The organism is Tardiphaga sp. 709, from assembly GCF_032401055.1.
In the GTDB taxonomy this organism is placed as follows: domain Bacteria; phylum Pseudomonadota; class Alphaproteobacteria; order Rhizobiales; family Xanthobacteraceae; genus Tardiphaga.
This window is the reverse complement of the sequence record NZ_CP135529.1, coordinates 4,136,165-4,152,922: the sequence shown is the minus strand read 5'-3', so window position 1 is coordinate 4,152,922 and position 16,758 is coordinate 4,136,165. Positions and strand designations below refer to the sequence as shown.

13 protein-coding genes are annotated in these 16,758 nt (G+C 62.3%); 6 read left to right on the top strand and 7 right to left on the bottom strand.

Going from position 1 to position 16,758, the window contains the following annotated elements; all coding sequences use genetic code 11:
* Nucleotides 1-43: 43 nt before the first annotated feature.
* Together RSO67_RS20235 and RSO67_RS20230 are read right to left on the bottom strand one after the other, a co-directional pair.
* The gene (locus tag RSO67_RS20235; protein WP_315840310.1) at nt 44-808 is read right to left on the bottom strand and encodes an MBL fold metallo-hydrolase; all 765 of its coding nucleotides are present in this window, start codon (nt 806-808) and stop codon (nt 44-46) included.
* A gap of 3 nt (nt 809-811) precedes the next feature.
* Entirely contained in the window at nt 812-1,738 is a 927-nt protein-coding gene (locus RSO67_RS20230; RefSeq protein WP_315840309.1) for a DMT family transporter, read from the bottom strand.
* A 95-nt stretch (nt 1,739-1,833) separates the two neighbouring features.
* On the opposite strand from RSO67_RS20230, the gene RSO67_RS20225 reads away from it, so the two are divergent.
* Nucleotides 1,834-2,697 carry a LysR substrate-binding domain-containing protein gene (locus RSO67_RS20225; protein WP_116664696.1) on the top strand — a complete coding sequence of 288 codons (864 nt, stop codon included), beginning with the start codon at nt 1,834-1,836 and terminating at the stop codon, nt 2,695-2,697.
* 78 nt (nt 2,698-2,775) lie between these two features.
* Nucleotides 2,776-3,309 carry an ureidoglycolate lyase gene (locus RSO67_RS20220; protein WP_315840308.1) on the top strand — a complete coding sequence of 178 codons (534 nt, stop codon included), beginning with the start codon at nt 2,776-2,778 and terminating at the stop codon, nt 3,307-3,309.
* 30 nt (nt 3,310-3,339) lie between these two features.
* Here RSO67_RS20220 and pdeM read toward each other — a convergent pair whose 3' ends face one another.
* The 4 genes from pdeM to RSO67_RS20200 all read right to left on the bottom strand — a co-directional run bounded on the left by pdeM (nt 3,340) and on the right by RSO67_RS20200 (nt 9,533).
* Nucleotides 3,340-4,032, bottom strand: a complete 693-nt coding sequence (gene pdeM, locus RSO67_RS20215) for a ligase-associated DNA damage response endonuclease PdeM (RefSeq protein ID WP_315840307.1) — start codon at nt 4,030-4,032, stop codon at nt 3,340-3,342.
* Nucleotides 4,033-4,071: 39 nt separating this feature from the next.
* The gene (locus RSO67_RS20210) at nt 4,072-6,516 is read right to left on the bottom strand and encodes a ligase-associated DNA damage response DEXH box helicase (RefSeq protein WP_410001901.1); all 2,445 of its coding nucleotides are present in this window, start codon (nt 6,514-6,516) and stop codon (nt 4,072-4,074) included.
* 476 nt (nt 6,517-6,992) lie between these two features.
* Nucleotides 6,993-8,210 carry an ABC transporter substrate-binding protein gene (locus tag RSO67_RS20205; RefSeq protein WP_315840305.1) on the bottom strand — a complete coding sequence of 406 codons (1,218 nt, stop codon included), beginning with the start codon at nt 8,208-8,210 and terminating at the stop codon, nt 6,993-6,995.
* A 105-nt stretch (nt 8,211-8,315) separates the two neighbouring features.
* Nucleotides 8,316-9,533 (bottom strand): ABC transporter substrate-binding protein, encoded by a 1,218-nt coding sequence (locus RSO67_RS20200; RefSeq protein ID WP_315840304.1) that lies wholly within the window; start codon nt 9,531-9,533, stop codon nt 8,316-8,318.
* Between the two features lie 345 nt (nt 9,534-9,878).
* Between RSO67_RS20200 and RSO67_RS20195 the strand changes: the two genes are divergently transcribed.
* Together RSO67_RS20195 and RSO67_RS20190 are read left to right on the top strand one after the other, a co-directional pair.
* A complete protein-coding gene (locus RSO67_RS20195; RefSeq protein ID WP_315840303.1) occupies nt 9,879-11,231 on the top strand; it encodes an outer membrane protein in 1,353 nt (450 codons plus the stop codon).
* 197 nt (nt 11,232-11,428) lie between these two features.
* Entirely contained in the window at nt 11,429-12,835 is a 1,407-nt protein-coding gene (locus RSO67_RS20190; RefSeq protein ID WP_315840302.1) for an outer membrane protein, read from the top strand.
* A gap of 187 nt (nt 12,836-13,022) precedes the next feature.
* On the opposite strand, the gene RSO67_RS20185 is transcribed toward RSO67_RS20190, so the two are convergent.
* Nucleotides 13,023-13,955, bottom strand: a complete 933-nt coding sequence (locus RSO67_RS20185; protein ID WP_315840301.1) for a class I SAM-dependent DNA methyltransferase — start codon at nt 13,953-13,955, stop codon at nt 13,023-13,025.
* 74 nt (nt 13,956-14,029) lie between these two features.
* On the opposite strand from RSO67_RS20185, the gene RSO67_RS20180 reads away from it, so the two are divergent.
* Both RSO67_RS20180 and RSO67_RS20175 read left to right on the top strand, forming a co-directional pair.
* Nucleotides 14,030-15,070, top strand: coding sequence for a ligase-associated DNA damage response exonuclease (locus RSO67_RS20180; RefSeq protein WP_315840300.1), 1,041 nt, complete (start codon nt 14,030-14,032; stop codon nt 15,068-15,070).
* Complete coding sequence (locus RSO67_RS20175) at nt 15,067-16,743, top strand: ATP-dependent DNA ligase (RefSeq protein ID WP_315840299.1); 1,677 nt, start codon at nt 15,067-15,069, stop codon at nt 16,741-16,743. The genes RSO67_RS20180 and RSO67_RS20175 overlap by 4 nt, the downstream gene beginning before the upstream one ends.
* Nucleotides 16,744-16,758 lie beyond the last annotated feature (15 nt).

Sequence of the window (16,758 nt, the reverse complement as noted above, 5' to 3'; positions counted from 1 at the left end):
GTGCCGCCACAGCTAACGTTCCGAAGCAGGGACTGGCAATGGGTTAGATCAAGGTCCGCACACCCGGTTCGAGGATACGCAGACGGGCGCCGAAGCCGAGCGTATCGAAAGATGCGCGCAAGTCGCCGGCGGTCTGTTTGAAATGCGCCCATCCGTCGGTGTGCACCGGCACAATCGTCGCATCGGGAAACGCGCGCGCCGTCTCGATCGTGTCGTTGGTGTCCATGGTGAGGTGGAATGGCCCGCGGGTTTGCGCCGCGCCGGCGAAGGGCAGTACCACGCCGGCCGGAAAACGCCGCGCAACCTCGGCGACACCATCGAACCAGACGGTGTCGCCTGTAATGTAGATCGGCCTGCTCCCTGGCGCGTTCGAGCTCAGCACGAATCCGATGACATCGCCCGACAGCGGCTCGATGCCGGCCGGGCCATGACGCGCGGGCGTCGCGGTGATCGTCAGCGAGTGACCATCCTTGCCTGTAAGCTCCGTGCTGTCCCATGGCGCGAGACCTTCAACATCCCCACCGAGGCGCTTGGCGCCCGCAATGGTTGTCAGCGCGCGCGGCGCGTGGCGCAGGAAATCGCGCCCGGAATTATCAAGATTATCGGAGTGCTGATCGTGACTGAGCAGCACCGCATCAACCGCGCCGACTTGCGCGGCGGAGATGGCGGGACCGACGAGTTTTTCCAGCGTGACATGCGGCAGCTTGTAAGCGCCCGGATGATCGAAAGTCGGATCGGTGAGCAGCCGGAAGCCGTCGAATTCAATCAGTGCGGTGGGGCCGCCAATCAGAGTGATGGTGAGAGACATGAACTACTCCTGTCGCAAGGGTGCGGGTGAAGCGGCCGGTCTGGTGACGAGATAGATACCGAGGGCGACCGGCACGATCCCCAGGAGATCACGACTTTCGACATGCTCGCCGAGCACCATCCAGGCGAACAGCATGCCGAGGGGCGGCATCAGGAAGTGATAGGCGCTGGCAGCGGTGGCGCCGCAGGTCTTCAGGAGATGAAACCACAGCAGATGACCGAGGATAGAACCGCCCAATGTCAGGAATGCAAACGAACCGATCAATCGCGCGCTCGGCACGATCGCGCCAATATCGGAAAACGTGAGCGCCACCGGGATCAGCACCACGCCGGCCACAAGATTCTGCACGCCGTTGCCGAGCCACAAGCTGCCCTTCGGTGCCAGCAGCTTGAACAGGATCGTCCCGGTCACGATGGACGCGAGCGATGCCAGCGTGAATACGATGCCCTGTGCGCTGTCGGTGCCCACCGATATGCGGTGCCAGACGATCGAGGTGACGCCGGCGATGCCAAGCAAGAGCCCGGCGACCTTGCGTCCGGTGAGCGGCTCCTTCAGCAACAGCGCTGCGAACACAGCCGTAAACACCGGGTTTGCGCTGACGACCAGGCCCCCGAGACCGGCGGAGATGGTTTGCAGGCCGGTATAGCCGAGGCCGAGATACAGCGCGTTATTGGCCAGGCCGATGACGGCGTAAGCCGCGACATCGCGCCAAGAGAGCGACCAGGCACCGCGGCGCAGGGCGGAAATGCCAAGGATCAGAACACCAGCGAGCGAGAACCGCGCGGCGAGCAAAATGAGCGGCGGGCAATCGGTGACGGCGATCTTCCCCGCGACAAAGGAGAAACTCCAGAGCAGACAGAAGATGCTGATATAGATCGGCAGCGGATTGAAGGCGGCACGGGGAACCGCGACTGACGGCGCGAGGGACATTGGAAATCTCCTTTGCCGCTGGTCTATGCGCCCGCCTTCCTATTTGGAAATTAAATGATATACTTGTTATCAGTTGAAAAACGAATGGAAAGCCGATGCTGGATCTCGAACTCCTGCGCAGCTTCGTCTCGGTGGTCGATGCCCGCGGCTTTACCCGCGCCGGCGAGCGCGTTCACCGCACCCAATCCACCGTCAGCCAGCAGATCAAGCGACTGGAAGAGGATATCGGCCAGCCGCTGCTGAACCGCACCGGCAAGGACGTGACCCCGACCGAAGCCGGCGAGCGGCTCTTGTCCTATGCGCGACGGCTGCTGGCGCTGGCGGAGGAAGCCCGGGACGTGCTGGCCCGGCCGACCAATGAAGGCGCTGTCAGGCTCGGCATCCCCGAGGATTTCGCGGCCTATCGCCTGACCGAATTGCTGGCGAATTTTTCGCGGTCGCGGCCCGGCTTGCGGCTCGACGTGCGCGCCGACCAGAGCACGTATTTGCGCCGCGATCTCGAACGCGGCGAACTCGACCTGGCACTGTTCAAGCGCGCCGCCGGCGAGAAAGGTGGCATCGCGGTGTGGCCCGAGCGGATCCATTGGGTCACGAGCAAGGCGCATCCGATCGATCCCGCCATCCGGTCGGTGCCGCTGATCGGCTTTCCCGCCGGCTGCCTTTACCGAACCCGCGCGATTCATGCCATCGAGGCGGCAGGCCGTAGCTGGCACATGGCCTATACGAGCTCCGGCCTCGCCGGCATCCAGGCTGCGGTCGCCGCCGGACTTGGCCTCAGTATCCTGTCCGACATGGCTATCCAGGCCGACCATCGCATCTTGACGGCGAAAGAAGGCTTCGCGCCGATCGACCAGACTGAAGTGACGCTGATGGCCGCCCCCGACGCGAGCCCGGCAACGCTGCGGCTTGCCGACCACCTCGCCGAGTTCTGCGATACGGTGCAGGCGAAGGCGGCGTAAGGCCGCTCCTTCTTTTAATACTCGTCGGTTTGCAGGGCCGTGAAGCCATGCTTCGGACACGAGCCTCAGGAGCCCTCCATGCCGACATCCAACGCTGTTACTGTTGAGGCTCTGAGTCCCACATCGTTCGAGCCATTCGGGTGGGTGCTCGGCAAACCTGATCCGCTGAGGACAAACCCGGTCGGCTTTTACAGCCCAGCCAGCGATTTCTGGCACGAACACTTCTTTGATCCCGGCACGGGAGGCAACACCGAGGTCTTGTGGGTCGAGTATCGTGACAACAATCCGCTTGTCTCAAAGCTTGAAGTCCATCACCTGACCCAACAGGCGGTCGTGCCGCTCACGAACGAGATCGTTCAAGTCCTTTGTTTGAGTGGCGCAAACCAGACGCCTGACCTGTCGACCCTCCGAGCGTATCGCTTGTCTCCTGGCGTCGGAATCTGCATGCGTCCCGGCGTTTGGCACGCAACGCGCGCCGACAATGCGACCTGCCTGATGCTGACCCGAGGCTCGACGACTGAGGATCTTATCGACCATCTCGTCAATGATCGGCCGGCGAAGGAGTCCACCATCTCGGAGATCACACCCGTTCGCCTCAACACAGACGGTTAGACGACTGCATCGATACGCATCGCGTGCTCGCTAGCAACAGCGCGAGGCCGCGATCGCGTGCATACGTCGGTCGCCGAGCACATGGGCAACGAAGCCGAGGGTCTGGAAGATTTTCGCGAAGGCCGCGTCGCGGATGTTGAGCCCGCCAGTATAGGCGCCGAAGGCCGGCATCACCGCGCGGGTGCCGTCGCTGGCAAAGCAACGACGTTCGACCGCGCGACCGCGGGTGCTGACACGCGCCTTTGGATGCAGGTGACCGGCAATCTCGCCTGCAGCACCGGTGGGTTCATGACGGAAGGTGACCGGGCCGATGGCGACCTCGTCTGCGCCGGTGCCGCCGAGATCAGGCGGCAGCGCGGGATCGTGATTGCCTGATATCCAGATCCAGTCACGGCGCATCTGCAAGGCGGACAGCAGGTCGCGATTGGCCGGCGACAACCGCTCATGGGCATCGCGATCGTGGAAACTGTCGCCGAGCGCAATCACGATGCGCGGATCGTGACGCGCGATCACCGCACCGAGGCGACCGAGTGTTGCTATCGTATCGTAGGGCGGCAGCAGCACGCCGCGATTGGCATAGCTCGAGCCCTTTTCGAGATGCAGGTCGGACACCACGAGAAGTTTCTGCTCTTCCCAATACAAGGCGCCCGACAGATCCGCAGCCAGCGTGACGCCGGCGATGCTGACGGTGCTCATATCGACGGTGATGGTCTCAGCGTGCATGGTGCTCTTTTAGGACGAATGCGAGATCTCGCAAAACCCTTACGATCCCATCTCTTCGAATCCTGCCGCCTCTTTCACGAGTTCCTCGGCGGCTTCTGCCAGGAGCTCGTCGGACGCCTCGCCGTATACCGCTTCACGGCCGATTTCCAGCATCACCGGGACCGCCAGCGGCGACACGCGGTCGAGTTCCCGGTGAATGATGCGGCCCTGAATCCGCGTCAGCATGTCGCTCAATCGCCGAATGTCCAGCAATCCCGTCGCCGCATCGGCACGCGCGGCGCGCAGCAGCACATGATCGGGCTGATGCTTGCGCAGTACGTCATAGATCAGATCCGTGGAGAACAGCACCTGGCGGCGCGATTTCTCCTCGCCGGTGAAACGCATATGAATCAGCCCCGAGATAACCGCGCAGGTGCGGAACGTCCGCTTCATCAGCGCCGATTCCGCGAGCCAGGCTTCAAGATCGTCGCCGAGCATGTCGGGATCGAACAAAGCGGCGAGATCGAGCCTGCCCTGCCTGATCATGTGCGACGTGTCGCCAAGGCCCCATATCGCCAGCGCATATTCATTGGCAACGAAGCCCAGCGGCCGCGCGCGGGCGCGTTCAAGCCGGCGCGTCAGCAGCATGCCCAGCGTCTGATGCGCGAGGCGGCCTTCGAACGGATAGCAAACGAGGTAATGCTTGTCGGCGCGCGGAAAGGTCTCGACCATCAGCTCGCGCGTGCCCGGCACATGCGAGACATGGGCCTGCAGCAACAACCATTCACGGACCTGGTCGGGCAGGCCTTTCCAGGCACGCTCATCGTCCAGCAGCTTTCGCACGCGTTCGGCGAGGTAGGTCGAGAGCGGAAACTTGCCGCCCATATAGGACGGCACTTTCGCGTCCTTGTCATGGGCGCGCGAAACATAGACCTGATCCTCGACCAGGGATTCGTAGCGAACGACCTCGCCGCCGAACACGAATGTGTCGCCGACGACAAGGCCTTCGATGAAATATTCCTCGATCTGGCCGAGCATGCGTCCCCCGCGCGCCAGTACACCAGTGACACCCTTTTTGCCTTTTCCGCTGCCTCCGCGCACCAGCCGCACCTTCAGCATCGTATCCTCGACGATGGTGCCGACATTCATGCGATACATCTGGCGTACCTTGGGATTGGTGACGCGCCATTTGCCCGAAGCGTCCTGCTTGATACGGGCGAAGCGCTCATAGATTTTCAGCGCATAGCCGCCGGACGCCACGAACTCTACTGTGTCGTCGAAATCGACACGCGACAGTTCGGCGTAAGGCGCCGCCGAGCGCACTTCGTCATAGAGATCGTCGGCGCGAAACGGTGCGCCGCAGGCACAGCCGAGTACGTGCTGCGCCAGCACATCGAGCGAGCCAGTCCGCAGCGGCGGCGTGTCCTGTGCATTCTCGGCAACGGCATCGATGGCGACGCGACATTCGAGCACCTCGAAACGATTGGCCGGCACCAGCACTGCGCGTGAAGCTTCGTCGATCCGGTGATTGGCGCGGCCGATCCGCTGCATCAGCCGCGATGCGCCCTTGGGCGCGCCGACGTTGATGACGAGATCGACATCGCCCCAGTCGACGCCGAGATCGAGCGACGAGGTACAGACCACGCCGCGTAACTTACCGGCGGACATCGCGTCCTCGACCTTGCGGCGCTGCGCGACGTCGAGGGAGCCGTGATGCAGCGCGATAGCAAGACCGTCGTCATTCATGCGCCAGAGATCCTGGAACAGCATCTCGGCCTGGCTGCGCGTATTGACGAAGACCAGCGTCGTCTTGTTGGCCTTGATGAGATCGTAGATCTCGCCGAGTGCATGGCGCGCGGAATGGCCGGCCCAGGGCAACCGTTCCTTGGTGTCGAGCATTTCGACGACCGGCTCGGCCGCGCCGCCGGCGATGACGATATCGGCGGAAACGCTTTCACCAACGGGCTGCGGCACGAGGAAACGCGCCAGCGATTCCGGCTCGGCGACCGTCGCCGACAGGCCGATGGCCCGCATCTCAGGCGCAAGCTTCCACAGCCGCGCAAGGCCGAGCGACAGCAGATCCCCGCGCTTCGACGTCACCAGCGCATGCAATTCGTCGAGCACAACGCGCTTGAGTGACGAGAACAGAAACGGCGCGTCGTCGGACGACAACAGCAGCGCCAGCTGTTCCGGCGTGGTCAGCAGGATATCAGGCGGATAGCGCCGCTGCCGCGCCCGGCGCGACACCGGCGTGTCGCCTGTGCGCGTCTCGACCTTGATCGGCAGCTGCATCTCCGCGATCGGCGTTTCCAGATTGCGCGCGATGTCGACGGCGAGGGCTTTCAGCGGGGAAATGTAGAGCGTGTGCAGGCCACCGGTGCGCTGAACGGTGCGGCCGGTGGAGACCACCTTGCTCGGCGCGCTTCCGGCAAGCGCAGGTGCTGCTTTCTTACCTCCCCCCTTGCGGGGGAGGTCGGCAGCCGCAGGCTGCCGGGAGGGGGGTATCGCTGGTACGACGTCACTTGTGGACCCCCCTCCCCGGCCCTCCCCCGCAAGGGGGAGGGAGCAGGCCCCGCGGCGTTTTTGTTGCCGCTCAATTCCACCAGCGTCGGAAGAAACCCAGCCAGCGTCTTGCCCGCGCCTGTCGGTGCGATCAGTAGCGCCGAGCGATCGTCCCGCGCCTTCTGCAGCAGCGCCAATTGATGTTCGCGCGGCGACCAGCCGCGCATGGCGAACCAGCGCAGGAAATGATCGGGCAGCAGGTCGGGTTTGGCGACGGATTTACGGGGCGGCACGCGTTAGAACTAGGCACTCTCAGCCGTCATTGCGAGGTCAAGGAAAGTTGCCGTGCAACTTTCCTCTAAGCCCTTGCGAGGAAGCAATCCAGAAAACAGCAAGAGAAGACTGGATTGCTTCGCCCAAACGAAATTGGCTGCGCCAATTTCGCCGAGACCCGCAATGACGTGGAGAGACCTGTGGTCTTATTGCGTCACCGACTTGTCGGAGATGATCCAGTCCTTGCCGTCGAACCGCTGGGTGTACAGCGTCGCCATCGGAACATAGGCGTCATTGGTATAGCTGTAACTCACACCCGGCAGCATTTGCGGAGCGCGGAAGCCGTTCAGGCCGATGGCCTGTTTCAGCACGTTCTCATGGGTGAGCTCGTCGCCGCAGCGGCGCAGGATCTCCGCCATGGATACGGCCTGACCATAGCCGAAGAAGGCGATCGAGTTATCGGCAGACACCGTGGGCAGATATTTCGCGCGCAGCGCTTCGAACGCCAAGATGTCGGGATCCTTGGCATAGAGCGGCGAACCGATATCCTTGCCATAGGCAATCGAGACGATGCCCTTGGCATTCTCCAACCCTGCCGCCTCCAGGATCGATCGGCCGGTGGAACCCGCCGACAACAACTGCAGCGGCTTCCAGCCGAGTTCGACCACCTTACGGATCGACTGCGACGTCGCCTTGCCGGTGGTGATGTTATAGAAAACATCGGCACCGGACTTGGCGAGATTGATCAGCTGCGAATCGATCGTGGGATCGGTGAGATCGTATGTCACCTCGGCGATCACCTTCGCGGTGCCGCCAGCTTTCGCGAGTTCGTCCTTGAACGGCCCCAGGAAATCCCGGCCGAAATCATCGTTCTGGTAGAGGATACCGACTTTCGCATTCGGATTCATGCTGACGACATACTTGGCGAGAATGCGCGCCTCGGTCGGATAGAGCGGCAGACCGGCCATGGTCCATTTGTTGTTCTTCGGATCGTTCCACTTCGATGCGCCGGTGTTGAGCAGCAGCTGCGGCACGCCCTTGGAATTGAGATATTTGTGCACGGCGGTCTGCGGCGCTGTGCCGAGCGAGCCATAGAGTGCGAGCACTTCATCCTGCTCGACGAGGCGGCGCGTCGCCTCAACAGCCTTCGGTGCGCTGTAGGAATCGTCCATCGTCAGAAACTTGACCTTGCGGCCATTGATGCCGCCCTTCTCGTTCAAGCTCTGAAAATAAGCTTCGCCGACGCGGCCGAGCACGCCATAGAGCGAGCCGGGTCCGCTATGGGGAATGGTTTGTCCAATCTTGATTTCAGTATCGCTGGCGCCCGGATCGTATTTCTTGTCGGCGGCGATAGCGGCCGTCACAGTCAGTGGCAACACGACGACGGCGACCCGCGCCGCAGACGCAAATAGTCCCTTGTTCATGGCGTTTTCTCCCTGATGATTTTTGATCCGGCTCTTTGCGAGTCCGATTGGCCGTCTCCATCCCCGGCATCTCACCGGGGATGGTCGTTACTTTAAAATACGCGCTTACTGGCTCACCGGCTTATCCGACAGATCCCAATCGGCACCGTTGAAGGTGCCGACATAGAGCGCCTTGATGGTGGTGTAGTCGGTCGGCGTGAAGCCGTAGGTGATCCCCGGCAGGAATACCGGCGCGCGATAGCCTTCCAGATTGGTGGCGTGCTTGAGCACATTCTCGCGGGTGAGATCGTCGCCGCAACGGCGCAAAATCTCCGCCATGGTTACGCCCTGCGAGTAGCCCTGGAATGCGATGGTGTTGTCGGGGTCGACATTGGGCAGATACTTCTTGCGCAGCTCCTGGAAGGCGATCACGTCCGGATCGTCCTTCCACTTCTCGCTGCCGACTTCCTTGGTGTAGGTCATCGCCACGATGCCCTTGGCATTCTCGGCGCCGGCAGCGTTGATGATCGAGCGACCGCTCGAGGTCGATACCAGGAGATGCAGCGGCTTCCAGCCGAGCTCCGCGACCTTGCGGATCGATTGCGACGTCGCCTTGCCGGTGGAAATGTTGAAGAACGTATCTGCGCCCGATTTCGCCAGATTGATCAGCTGTGAATCGATGGTCGGATCGGTGAGGTCATAGGACGCCTCGGCAACTATCTTCGCGGTGCCGGCCTCAGTCAGAATCTCCTTGAACGAATTCATGAAATCCTTTCCGAACTCGTCGTTCTGGTAAAGGATCGCGACCTTGGCGTTCGGCCTGGCCTGCATCAGGTAGCGCGCGATGATGCGGCCCTCGGTCGAATAGATCGGCAGACCCGGCGTGGTCCACTTGAACTCTTTCGGGTTGTTCCAGCGCGAGGCGCCGGTGTTGAGCAGCAGCTGCGGGATCTTCTTGCTGTTGAGAAACTTCTGCACGGCCGATTGGGGCGCGGTGCCCAGCGAGCCGAACAGCGCCAGCACCTCGTCCTGCTCCGCCAGCCGGCGGGTGGCCTCGACCGCCTTCGGCGCGCTGTAGGCATCGTCCAGCGACATGAAATTGATCTTGCGCCCGTTGATGCCGCCCTTCTCGTTCAGCATCTGTAAATAGGCGGCCTGGGTCCGGCCGATCACGCCATACAGGGAACCGGCGCCGCTATAGGGAATGGTCTGGCCGAGCTTGATCTCGGTATCGCTGGCACCCGGATCGTATTTCTTATCCGCCGCAGAGGCCGAATGGGCCAGTACGGAGACAACTGCAGCGAGTGTCGCGGTCCTGAAGACGGACCTGTGGCGCGAAGGCATCTGGTGTTTTCTCCCTGAGACCCACTTGTGCGGGCGTGTTTTTGTGACCCGTCGCGGCGTTGATCGCGGCTGTACGGGCTTGCCTTATCCTCTGCGGGCGCGAGAGGCTTGGCAATCCCTCACAGGTTGCCTCATGTTTTCCGTGGGTTGGCTATCGATAGGGCCTCAGCGCACCCAAACGTGACGAAATACGCATCGCGCCACGGGTGTCTAAACGCTTATTTAACCGGCTTTTTTTGGCCGGCGCCCCTGCGGTTGCAATGTCGGACAGTGTGGCCGTCCGGATACAGCCAATATGGCCCGACTCCCCTATTCTAACGGTTCAAATCTGAATTGGGGTCGACCATGAAACGTATTCTTCTTGCGAGCGCCGCGCTGCTCGGAACCGCTGTGAGCGCGCAGGCTGCCGATCTGGCCGTCAAGGCCCCTTATTACAAGGCGCCGATCGTCGCCGTCTACAACTGGACCGGCTTCTACATCGGCGTGAACGCCGGCGTCGGCATTGGCCGCGACCGCACCACCCACAGCCTCAACAACGACTCGCTGTACGTCTCGCCGCAGGGCGGCTTCGGCGGCGGCCAGATTGGCTACAACTGGCAGGGCGACTCGCTGCTCGGCCCGATCGTTTACGGCCTCGAAGCTGACATCCAGGGCTCGGGCCTCACGGGCGGTGGCGCCTCGGTCGCTCCGGCAACCATCTACAGCCAGAAGTCGGATTGGTTCGGTACCGTTCGTGGCCGTGTTGGTCTCGCGACTGGCCCGGTTCTCAGCTACTTCACCGGCGGTTTCGCTTACGGCAACATCAAGAGCACGATCACCGAAGGCGGCGTGACGGCGTTCTCGGAGAACCGCACTGCGACGGGCTGGACCATCGGCAGCGGTGTCGAAGCAGCGCTAGGCGGCAACTGGACCGGCAAGATTGAGTATCTCTATGTGAACCTCGGCAACAAGACGAACGCCTTCGGCGCGCCGTTCGCTGGCCAGTTCACCAACAACGAAATCCGTGAAAACCTTTTCCGTGTCGGCCTGAACTACCGCATCGGTGGCAACAGCGCTTACACCCCGGTGGCTGCGGCCAACTGGACCGGCTGGTATCTCGGCGGCAACCTCGGTTCCGGCACCGGCCGCAACCGCACGACTCTGACGGGAGCTCCCATTGCTCCCCTGGAGCAGTTCAGCCTGAATCCGGACGGCATCAATGGTGGCGGTCAGATCGGTTACAACTGGCAGGCTTCGAACTGGGTTTACGGTCTTGAAACCGATATCCAGGCGTCCAGCCAGCGCGACAACAAGACCGTCGTTGGCCTCGGAACCATTGGCTACGAGTCCAAGCTGCCCTGGTTCGGCACCGTTCGCGGTCGCGTCGGTTACTCGGTCGGCTCCAGCCTGTTCTACGCAACCGGCGGCTTCGCTTATGGCGGCGTGAAGAACAAGATCTTCAACAACGGCATTCAGGTTGCTGACCTGTCCAGCACCAAGACCGGCTGGACCGCCGGCGCTGGCCTCGAAACCCCGTTCAAGCTGCTCGGCCTGTTTGGACCGCAGTGGACCAGCAAGACCGAATATCTCTATGTCGATCTTGGCAAATCCACGGATCTGGTCGCTCCCGGCGTGACCAACGAGAGCAAGGTCACCGAGCACATCTTCCGCACCGGCCTGAACTACCACTTCAACAGCCCGGTCGTTGCGAAGTACTGATCCCAGCGACATCCGCTAAAATCGAAAACCCCGGCCTCGCGGCCGGGGTTTTTGTTTGCGTCCTGACCAACGCTGTTCCGAGAAAATTAACCACAAGGAACCCAATATCCAAATACCGCAATTTCTGATCGCACGGCTGCTGACAGCACTCTGTTACCCCTTCATAGTTCGACCAGAAACCTGAACTGGAACCCATTATGAAAACCCTTCGCCTCTCCGCCGCGGCGCTGCTCACTCTGACCGCCGGTGCGCAAGCCGCCGACATGGCCGCGAAGGCGCCCTACTACAAGGTTCCGGTAACAACGGTTTACGACTGGACTGGCTTCTACATGGGCGTGAATGCGGGCTACGGCGTCGGCCGGGATCGGCTGCAAAACAACGACCCCATCACTCCGGGCTCAGCCACCTCGACCTATCTGCAGCCCGCCGGTGGACTCGGCGGCGGCCAGATCGGCTACAACTGGCAAACCGGTTCGATGTTCGGCCCGCTAGTCTACGGCGTCGAAGCCGATATTCAGGGCGGCGAGTTGAAGGACAGCTATCCGTTGCTGAACAACGGCGCCTTTCCGCTGGCGCCGCAGGACACCTACAGCCAGAAAATCGATTGGTTTGGCACGGTGCGCGGCCGCGTTGGTCTCGCAACGGGTCCGGTGCTCAGCTATGTGACCGGCGGCTATGCCTATGGCAACGTCACCACCACCTCCACCTCCCTGGGCTTTCCTGCCTTGGCTACGAGCCGCGTCCAAAGCGGCTGGACCGTCGGCAGCGGCGTCGAGGCATCTCTCGGCGGCAACTGGACCGGCAAGATCGAATACCTCTATCTCAACCTCGGCAACAAGACCGACCAGGTGATGGTGCTCGGCACCTTCCCTCAGACCACCACCACAGAAGTGCGCGAGAATCTGTTTCGCGTCGGCCTGAACTATCGCATCGGTGGCAACAACAGCGCCTATGTGCCGGCGCCCGCAGCGAACTGGACCGGTTGGTATCTCGGCGGCAATATCGGCTCCGGCATCGGACGCGACCGCACCACGGTCTCTAAAGCCGGCGACGGCCTTGGCGACTTTCCCTCATATGACGCCTTCAACCTCGCTCCCGATGGCATCAACGGCGGCGTACAGCTCGGTTACAACTGGCAGATGGCGAACTGGGTCTACGGTCTGGAAACCGACATCCAGGCCTCCAGCCAGCGCGACAACAAGACGGCCATTGGCCTCGGCGACGTCCCGTTCGATGCTAAGCTGCCCTGGTTCGGCACCGTTCGTGGCCGCCTCGGTTATTCGATCGGCTCAACGCTGTTTTATGCCACGGGCGGTTACGCTTACGGTGGCGTGAAGACCAAGATCCGCGAAGACGGCGCCCAGGTACTCAATGCTTCGACAACCCTGAGCGGCTGGACCGCGGGCGCCGGCATCGAGACGCCGTTCACCCTGCTCGGCCTGTTCGGCCCGAGCTGGACCTCGAAGACGGAATATCTCTATGTCGATCTCGGCTCGACCTCGAATCTGGTCAACACCACGACCGTCACGACCAGCGTCACCGAGCATATCTTCCGTACCGGTCTGAACTATCATTTCAACAGCCCGGTCGTTGCGAAGTACTGATCACAGCGACATATGCTCAATCGAAAACCCCGGCCTCGCGGCCGGGGTTTTTATTGGTATGACGCTTGGCACTCACAGACGTTATTGCCCGGCGGCGTTGCAAGGAGCCCTTACAACGAAGCGACCGTCTTTTCGTTTCGATTTCTGGATTGCGCCAGCAAACTTGCGCTGGCTGACCCCGACGGCGTTAAAGCTGACGCTTGATCGCGACGGCCACCAGTCCCGGTGCGGCAACGCCGCGTTCCGTACGAGACGAAACGTGTTCAAGATGAATGAGCGCCAGGCCGGCAGCTGCGATCAGGCCGCGCAAATGATCTTCGCTCTGCGCATAACGCAAGCCCGCGCCAAGAGCGACACCGTCGCCCTCATGGGTCTCGGCCGTGAAGGCGAGCAGCCCGTCTGGGGCCAGCACGCGCGTAGCTTCTCGCAAAACCGGCGCAAGGTCGTGCAGATAGATCAGCACGTCTGCTGCGATGACCAGTTCGACACTGCTATCTGACCGGCGGCACAAACCCTCGACGATCTCGGCCACTTCAAGCTCGGCGTAAAGTCCGGTGGCATAAGCGCGCTCGATCATGCGCGGCGACAGGTCGATGCCGATGATGGCGCCGGTGCAGGCGGCAAAAGCGGCGGCCGCCAGCCCGGTGCCGCAACCGAGATCGATGGCGCGGGGAAAGAGCATCGCCCTATCCGTCGCAGCGCATGCGGCACGCACGGCGCCCAACAGAACCGCCGGTCCGCGATAACCGAGCGTATCGACCAGAGCGGCGTCGAACTTGGGCGCGTATTGATCGAACAGCGCCGTCACATAGGTCGCCGGCATGGCCGAGAGATCGTCAGCGCCGAGCCGCATCAACCGCAGACCAGCACCGTTACGATCATCGGGATCGCTGGCCTGCGCGCGGCGAAACGCGGCGATGGCAGCTGCGGTGTCACCCAGTTGCTCCCGGACCTCCCCGAGCACGAACCATGCGGTGGCAAAGCCCGGCGCCAGATCAGTGGCCTGCTCAAACAGATCGGCCGCCGCCACCAGATCGCCCTGCACCTGCAGGTCGCGCGCATAGTCGAAACGCCGGTCGGCGTTCATATCGCCGGATGACATGAACAAGCGCGCGGGCATGATGGGAACCGATCGGAGGGCGGGGCGTTCGCAGGATGACTCGAACCAACCCAAGGCGGACCTATATAACCGAGATGCGTCCGCAAGACATCCTTATCCCGGTTCCCGCCGGCCTTTGCTGCAAACCGGGCGGCTTCCATATCGACCCGGTCAGACCGGTCGAGCGCGCCGTGATCACCCACGGCCATTCCGACCATGCCCGCCCCGGCCATAACGCGGTGCTGGCTACGCAAGAGACCCTCGACATGATGCGGCTGCGCTATGGCGACAATTTCGCCGGCAGCACGCAGGCCATTGCCTATGGCGAGACAATCAAACTCGGCGACGTCACGGTGTCCTGCCATCCCGCCGGCCATGTACTCGGCTCCGCACAGATGGCGGTGACCTGCAAGGATATCTGCATCGTCGCCTCCGGCGACTACAAGGACGCCCATGATCCGACCTGCACGCCGTTCGAGGTGGTGCCCTGCGACTTGTTCATCACCGAAGCAACATTCGGACTTCCGGTGTTTCGTCACGGCGATGCCGCCGACGAGGTGAAGAAGCTGCTGGCCTCGGTCGCGCTGTTTCCGGAGCGCGCGCATCTGGTCGGCGCCTATTCGCTGGGAAAGGCGCAGCGGGTCATCAAGCTGATCCGTCAGGCCGGCTACGATGCACCGATCTATCTGCATGGCGCGATGGAGAAGATCACACACTACTATCAGAGCCGCGGCATCGATCTTGGCGAATTACGCCCGGTGAAAGGCGTCAGGAAAGCCGATCTCGCGGGCACCATCACGCTGGCGCCGCCATCGGCCACATCGGATGTGTGGACGCGGCGTTTTCCTGATCCCGTCACGGCCTTTGCGTCCGGCTGGATGCGCGTGCGTGCCCGTGCGCGGCAGCGCGGCGTCGAGCTGCCGCTGGTGATTTCGGATCACGCCGACTGGGATGGATTATGCGCCACCATCCGCGCGACCGGGGCCGGCGAAATCTGGGTCACCCATGGCCAGGAAGACGCGCTGGTGCATTGGTGCCAGAGTCAAGGCCTGACCGCGCGGCCTCTTGCGCTGGTCGGCTATGGCGACGAGGAGGAGGAAGAGACACTTCCGCCCGGCGAAAGCGCCGAGGCATGAACCGCTTCGCCGAACTGCTCGATCGCCTGGCCTATGAACCCGGCCGCAACAACAAGCTGCGGCTGATCACGGGCTATTTTCGCGAAGTGCCAGATCCCGACCGTGGCTACGCGCTGGCGGCACTGACAGGTGCGCTGTCGTTCAAACATGCGAAAGCTGGATTGATCCGCGATCTGATCGCATCGCGGACGGATCCGGTGCTATTTGAGCTCTCCTATGACTATGTCGGCGATCTCTCGGAGACGGTGGCGCTGATGTGGCCGAAGGCCGAGGAGATCGCACACAACAACCCACCACCGCCGACACTGACCGAAGTCGTCACCACACTGCGCACGCTCGGCAAATCCGAGCTACCCGCACAACTCACCCGCTGGCTCGATGAACTCGACGAGACCGGGCGCTGGGCACTGTTGAAGCTTGTCACCGGCGCGATGCGCATCGGTGTTTCGGCGCGGCTGGCCAAGACCGCCGCGGCAGCGCTCGGCGACAAAGATCCGCATGACGTCGAGCTGATCTGGCCCGGCCTCGCGTCGCCCTATGGCGAATTGTTCGCTTGGCTTGAAGGCCGCGCCGAGAAGCCGGTCAATCGCGATCCCGCGCCGTTCCGGCCAGTCATGCTGGCGCATGCCATTGAGGAATCCGACTTCGCCAATCTCGATGCTGCGGATTTTGTCGCGGAGTGGAAATGGGATGGCATCCGGATTCAGGCGGTCAGCGGCAAAGGCGATGACGACAGGATCGTCACGCGGCTCTATTCGCGCACCGGCGAGGACATCACAGGAAGCTTCCCCGACCTCACGCCGTCGCTGCGATTGCCCGGCGCGATCGATGGCGAGTTGCTGGTCCTGCGCGAGGGACGCGTGCAGTCATTCAACGTGCTGCAACAACGCCTGAACCGGAAAAGCGTGACGCCGAAGCTGATGAAGGACTATCCCATTCATCTGCGCGCCTATGACCTGCTCAGCGATGGCGAGACGGATTTGCGCGAACTGCCATTCGAACAGCGACGAACCAAACTGGAAAGATTCATCGCAGAACTCGACGACGACAGGATCGATCTGTCCGACCAGATCCCGTTCGCAACATGGGATGCCCTCACCGCAGCACGTGCCGATCCTGTTAGTGCCGAAGCCGGCGAAGATGCCGACGCCGTCGAAGGCGTGATGCTGAAGCGGCGCGATTCTGCCTATCTGCCCGGCCGTCCGAAGGGCCAATGGTGGAAATGGAAGCGCGACCCGCACATGATCGACGCGGTGCTGATGTATGCGCAGCGCGGCCACGGCAAGCGCTCGTCCTATTATTCAGATTACACCTTCGGTGTCTGGACCGCAGGCGAGAGCGGCGACCAACTGGTGCCGGTCGGCAAAGCCTATTTCGGCTTCACCGACGAGGAGCTGCTGCAAATCGACCGCTTCGTCCGCCGCAACACCACCGAGAAGTTCGGCCCGGTGCGTCACGTCACCCATGAGCCGGACAAGGGGCTGGTGCTGGAAGTCGCCTTTGAAGGGCTGGCGCGCTCGCCACGGCACAAGTCGGGGGTCGCAATGCGGTTTCCCCGCATCAGCCGGCTGCGCTGGGACAAGCCGCCACGTGAGGCCGACCGGCTGGAGACCCTGGAACGCATGCTGAAGGCGGAGACCACAATTGCGCCGCCCGAGCCTGCGACGCCTTGACAGCCGATACTTGAC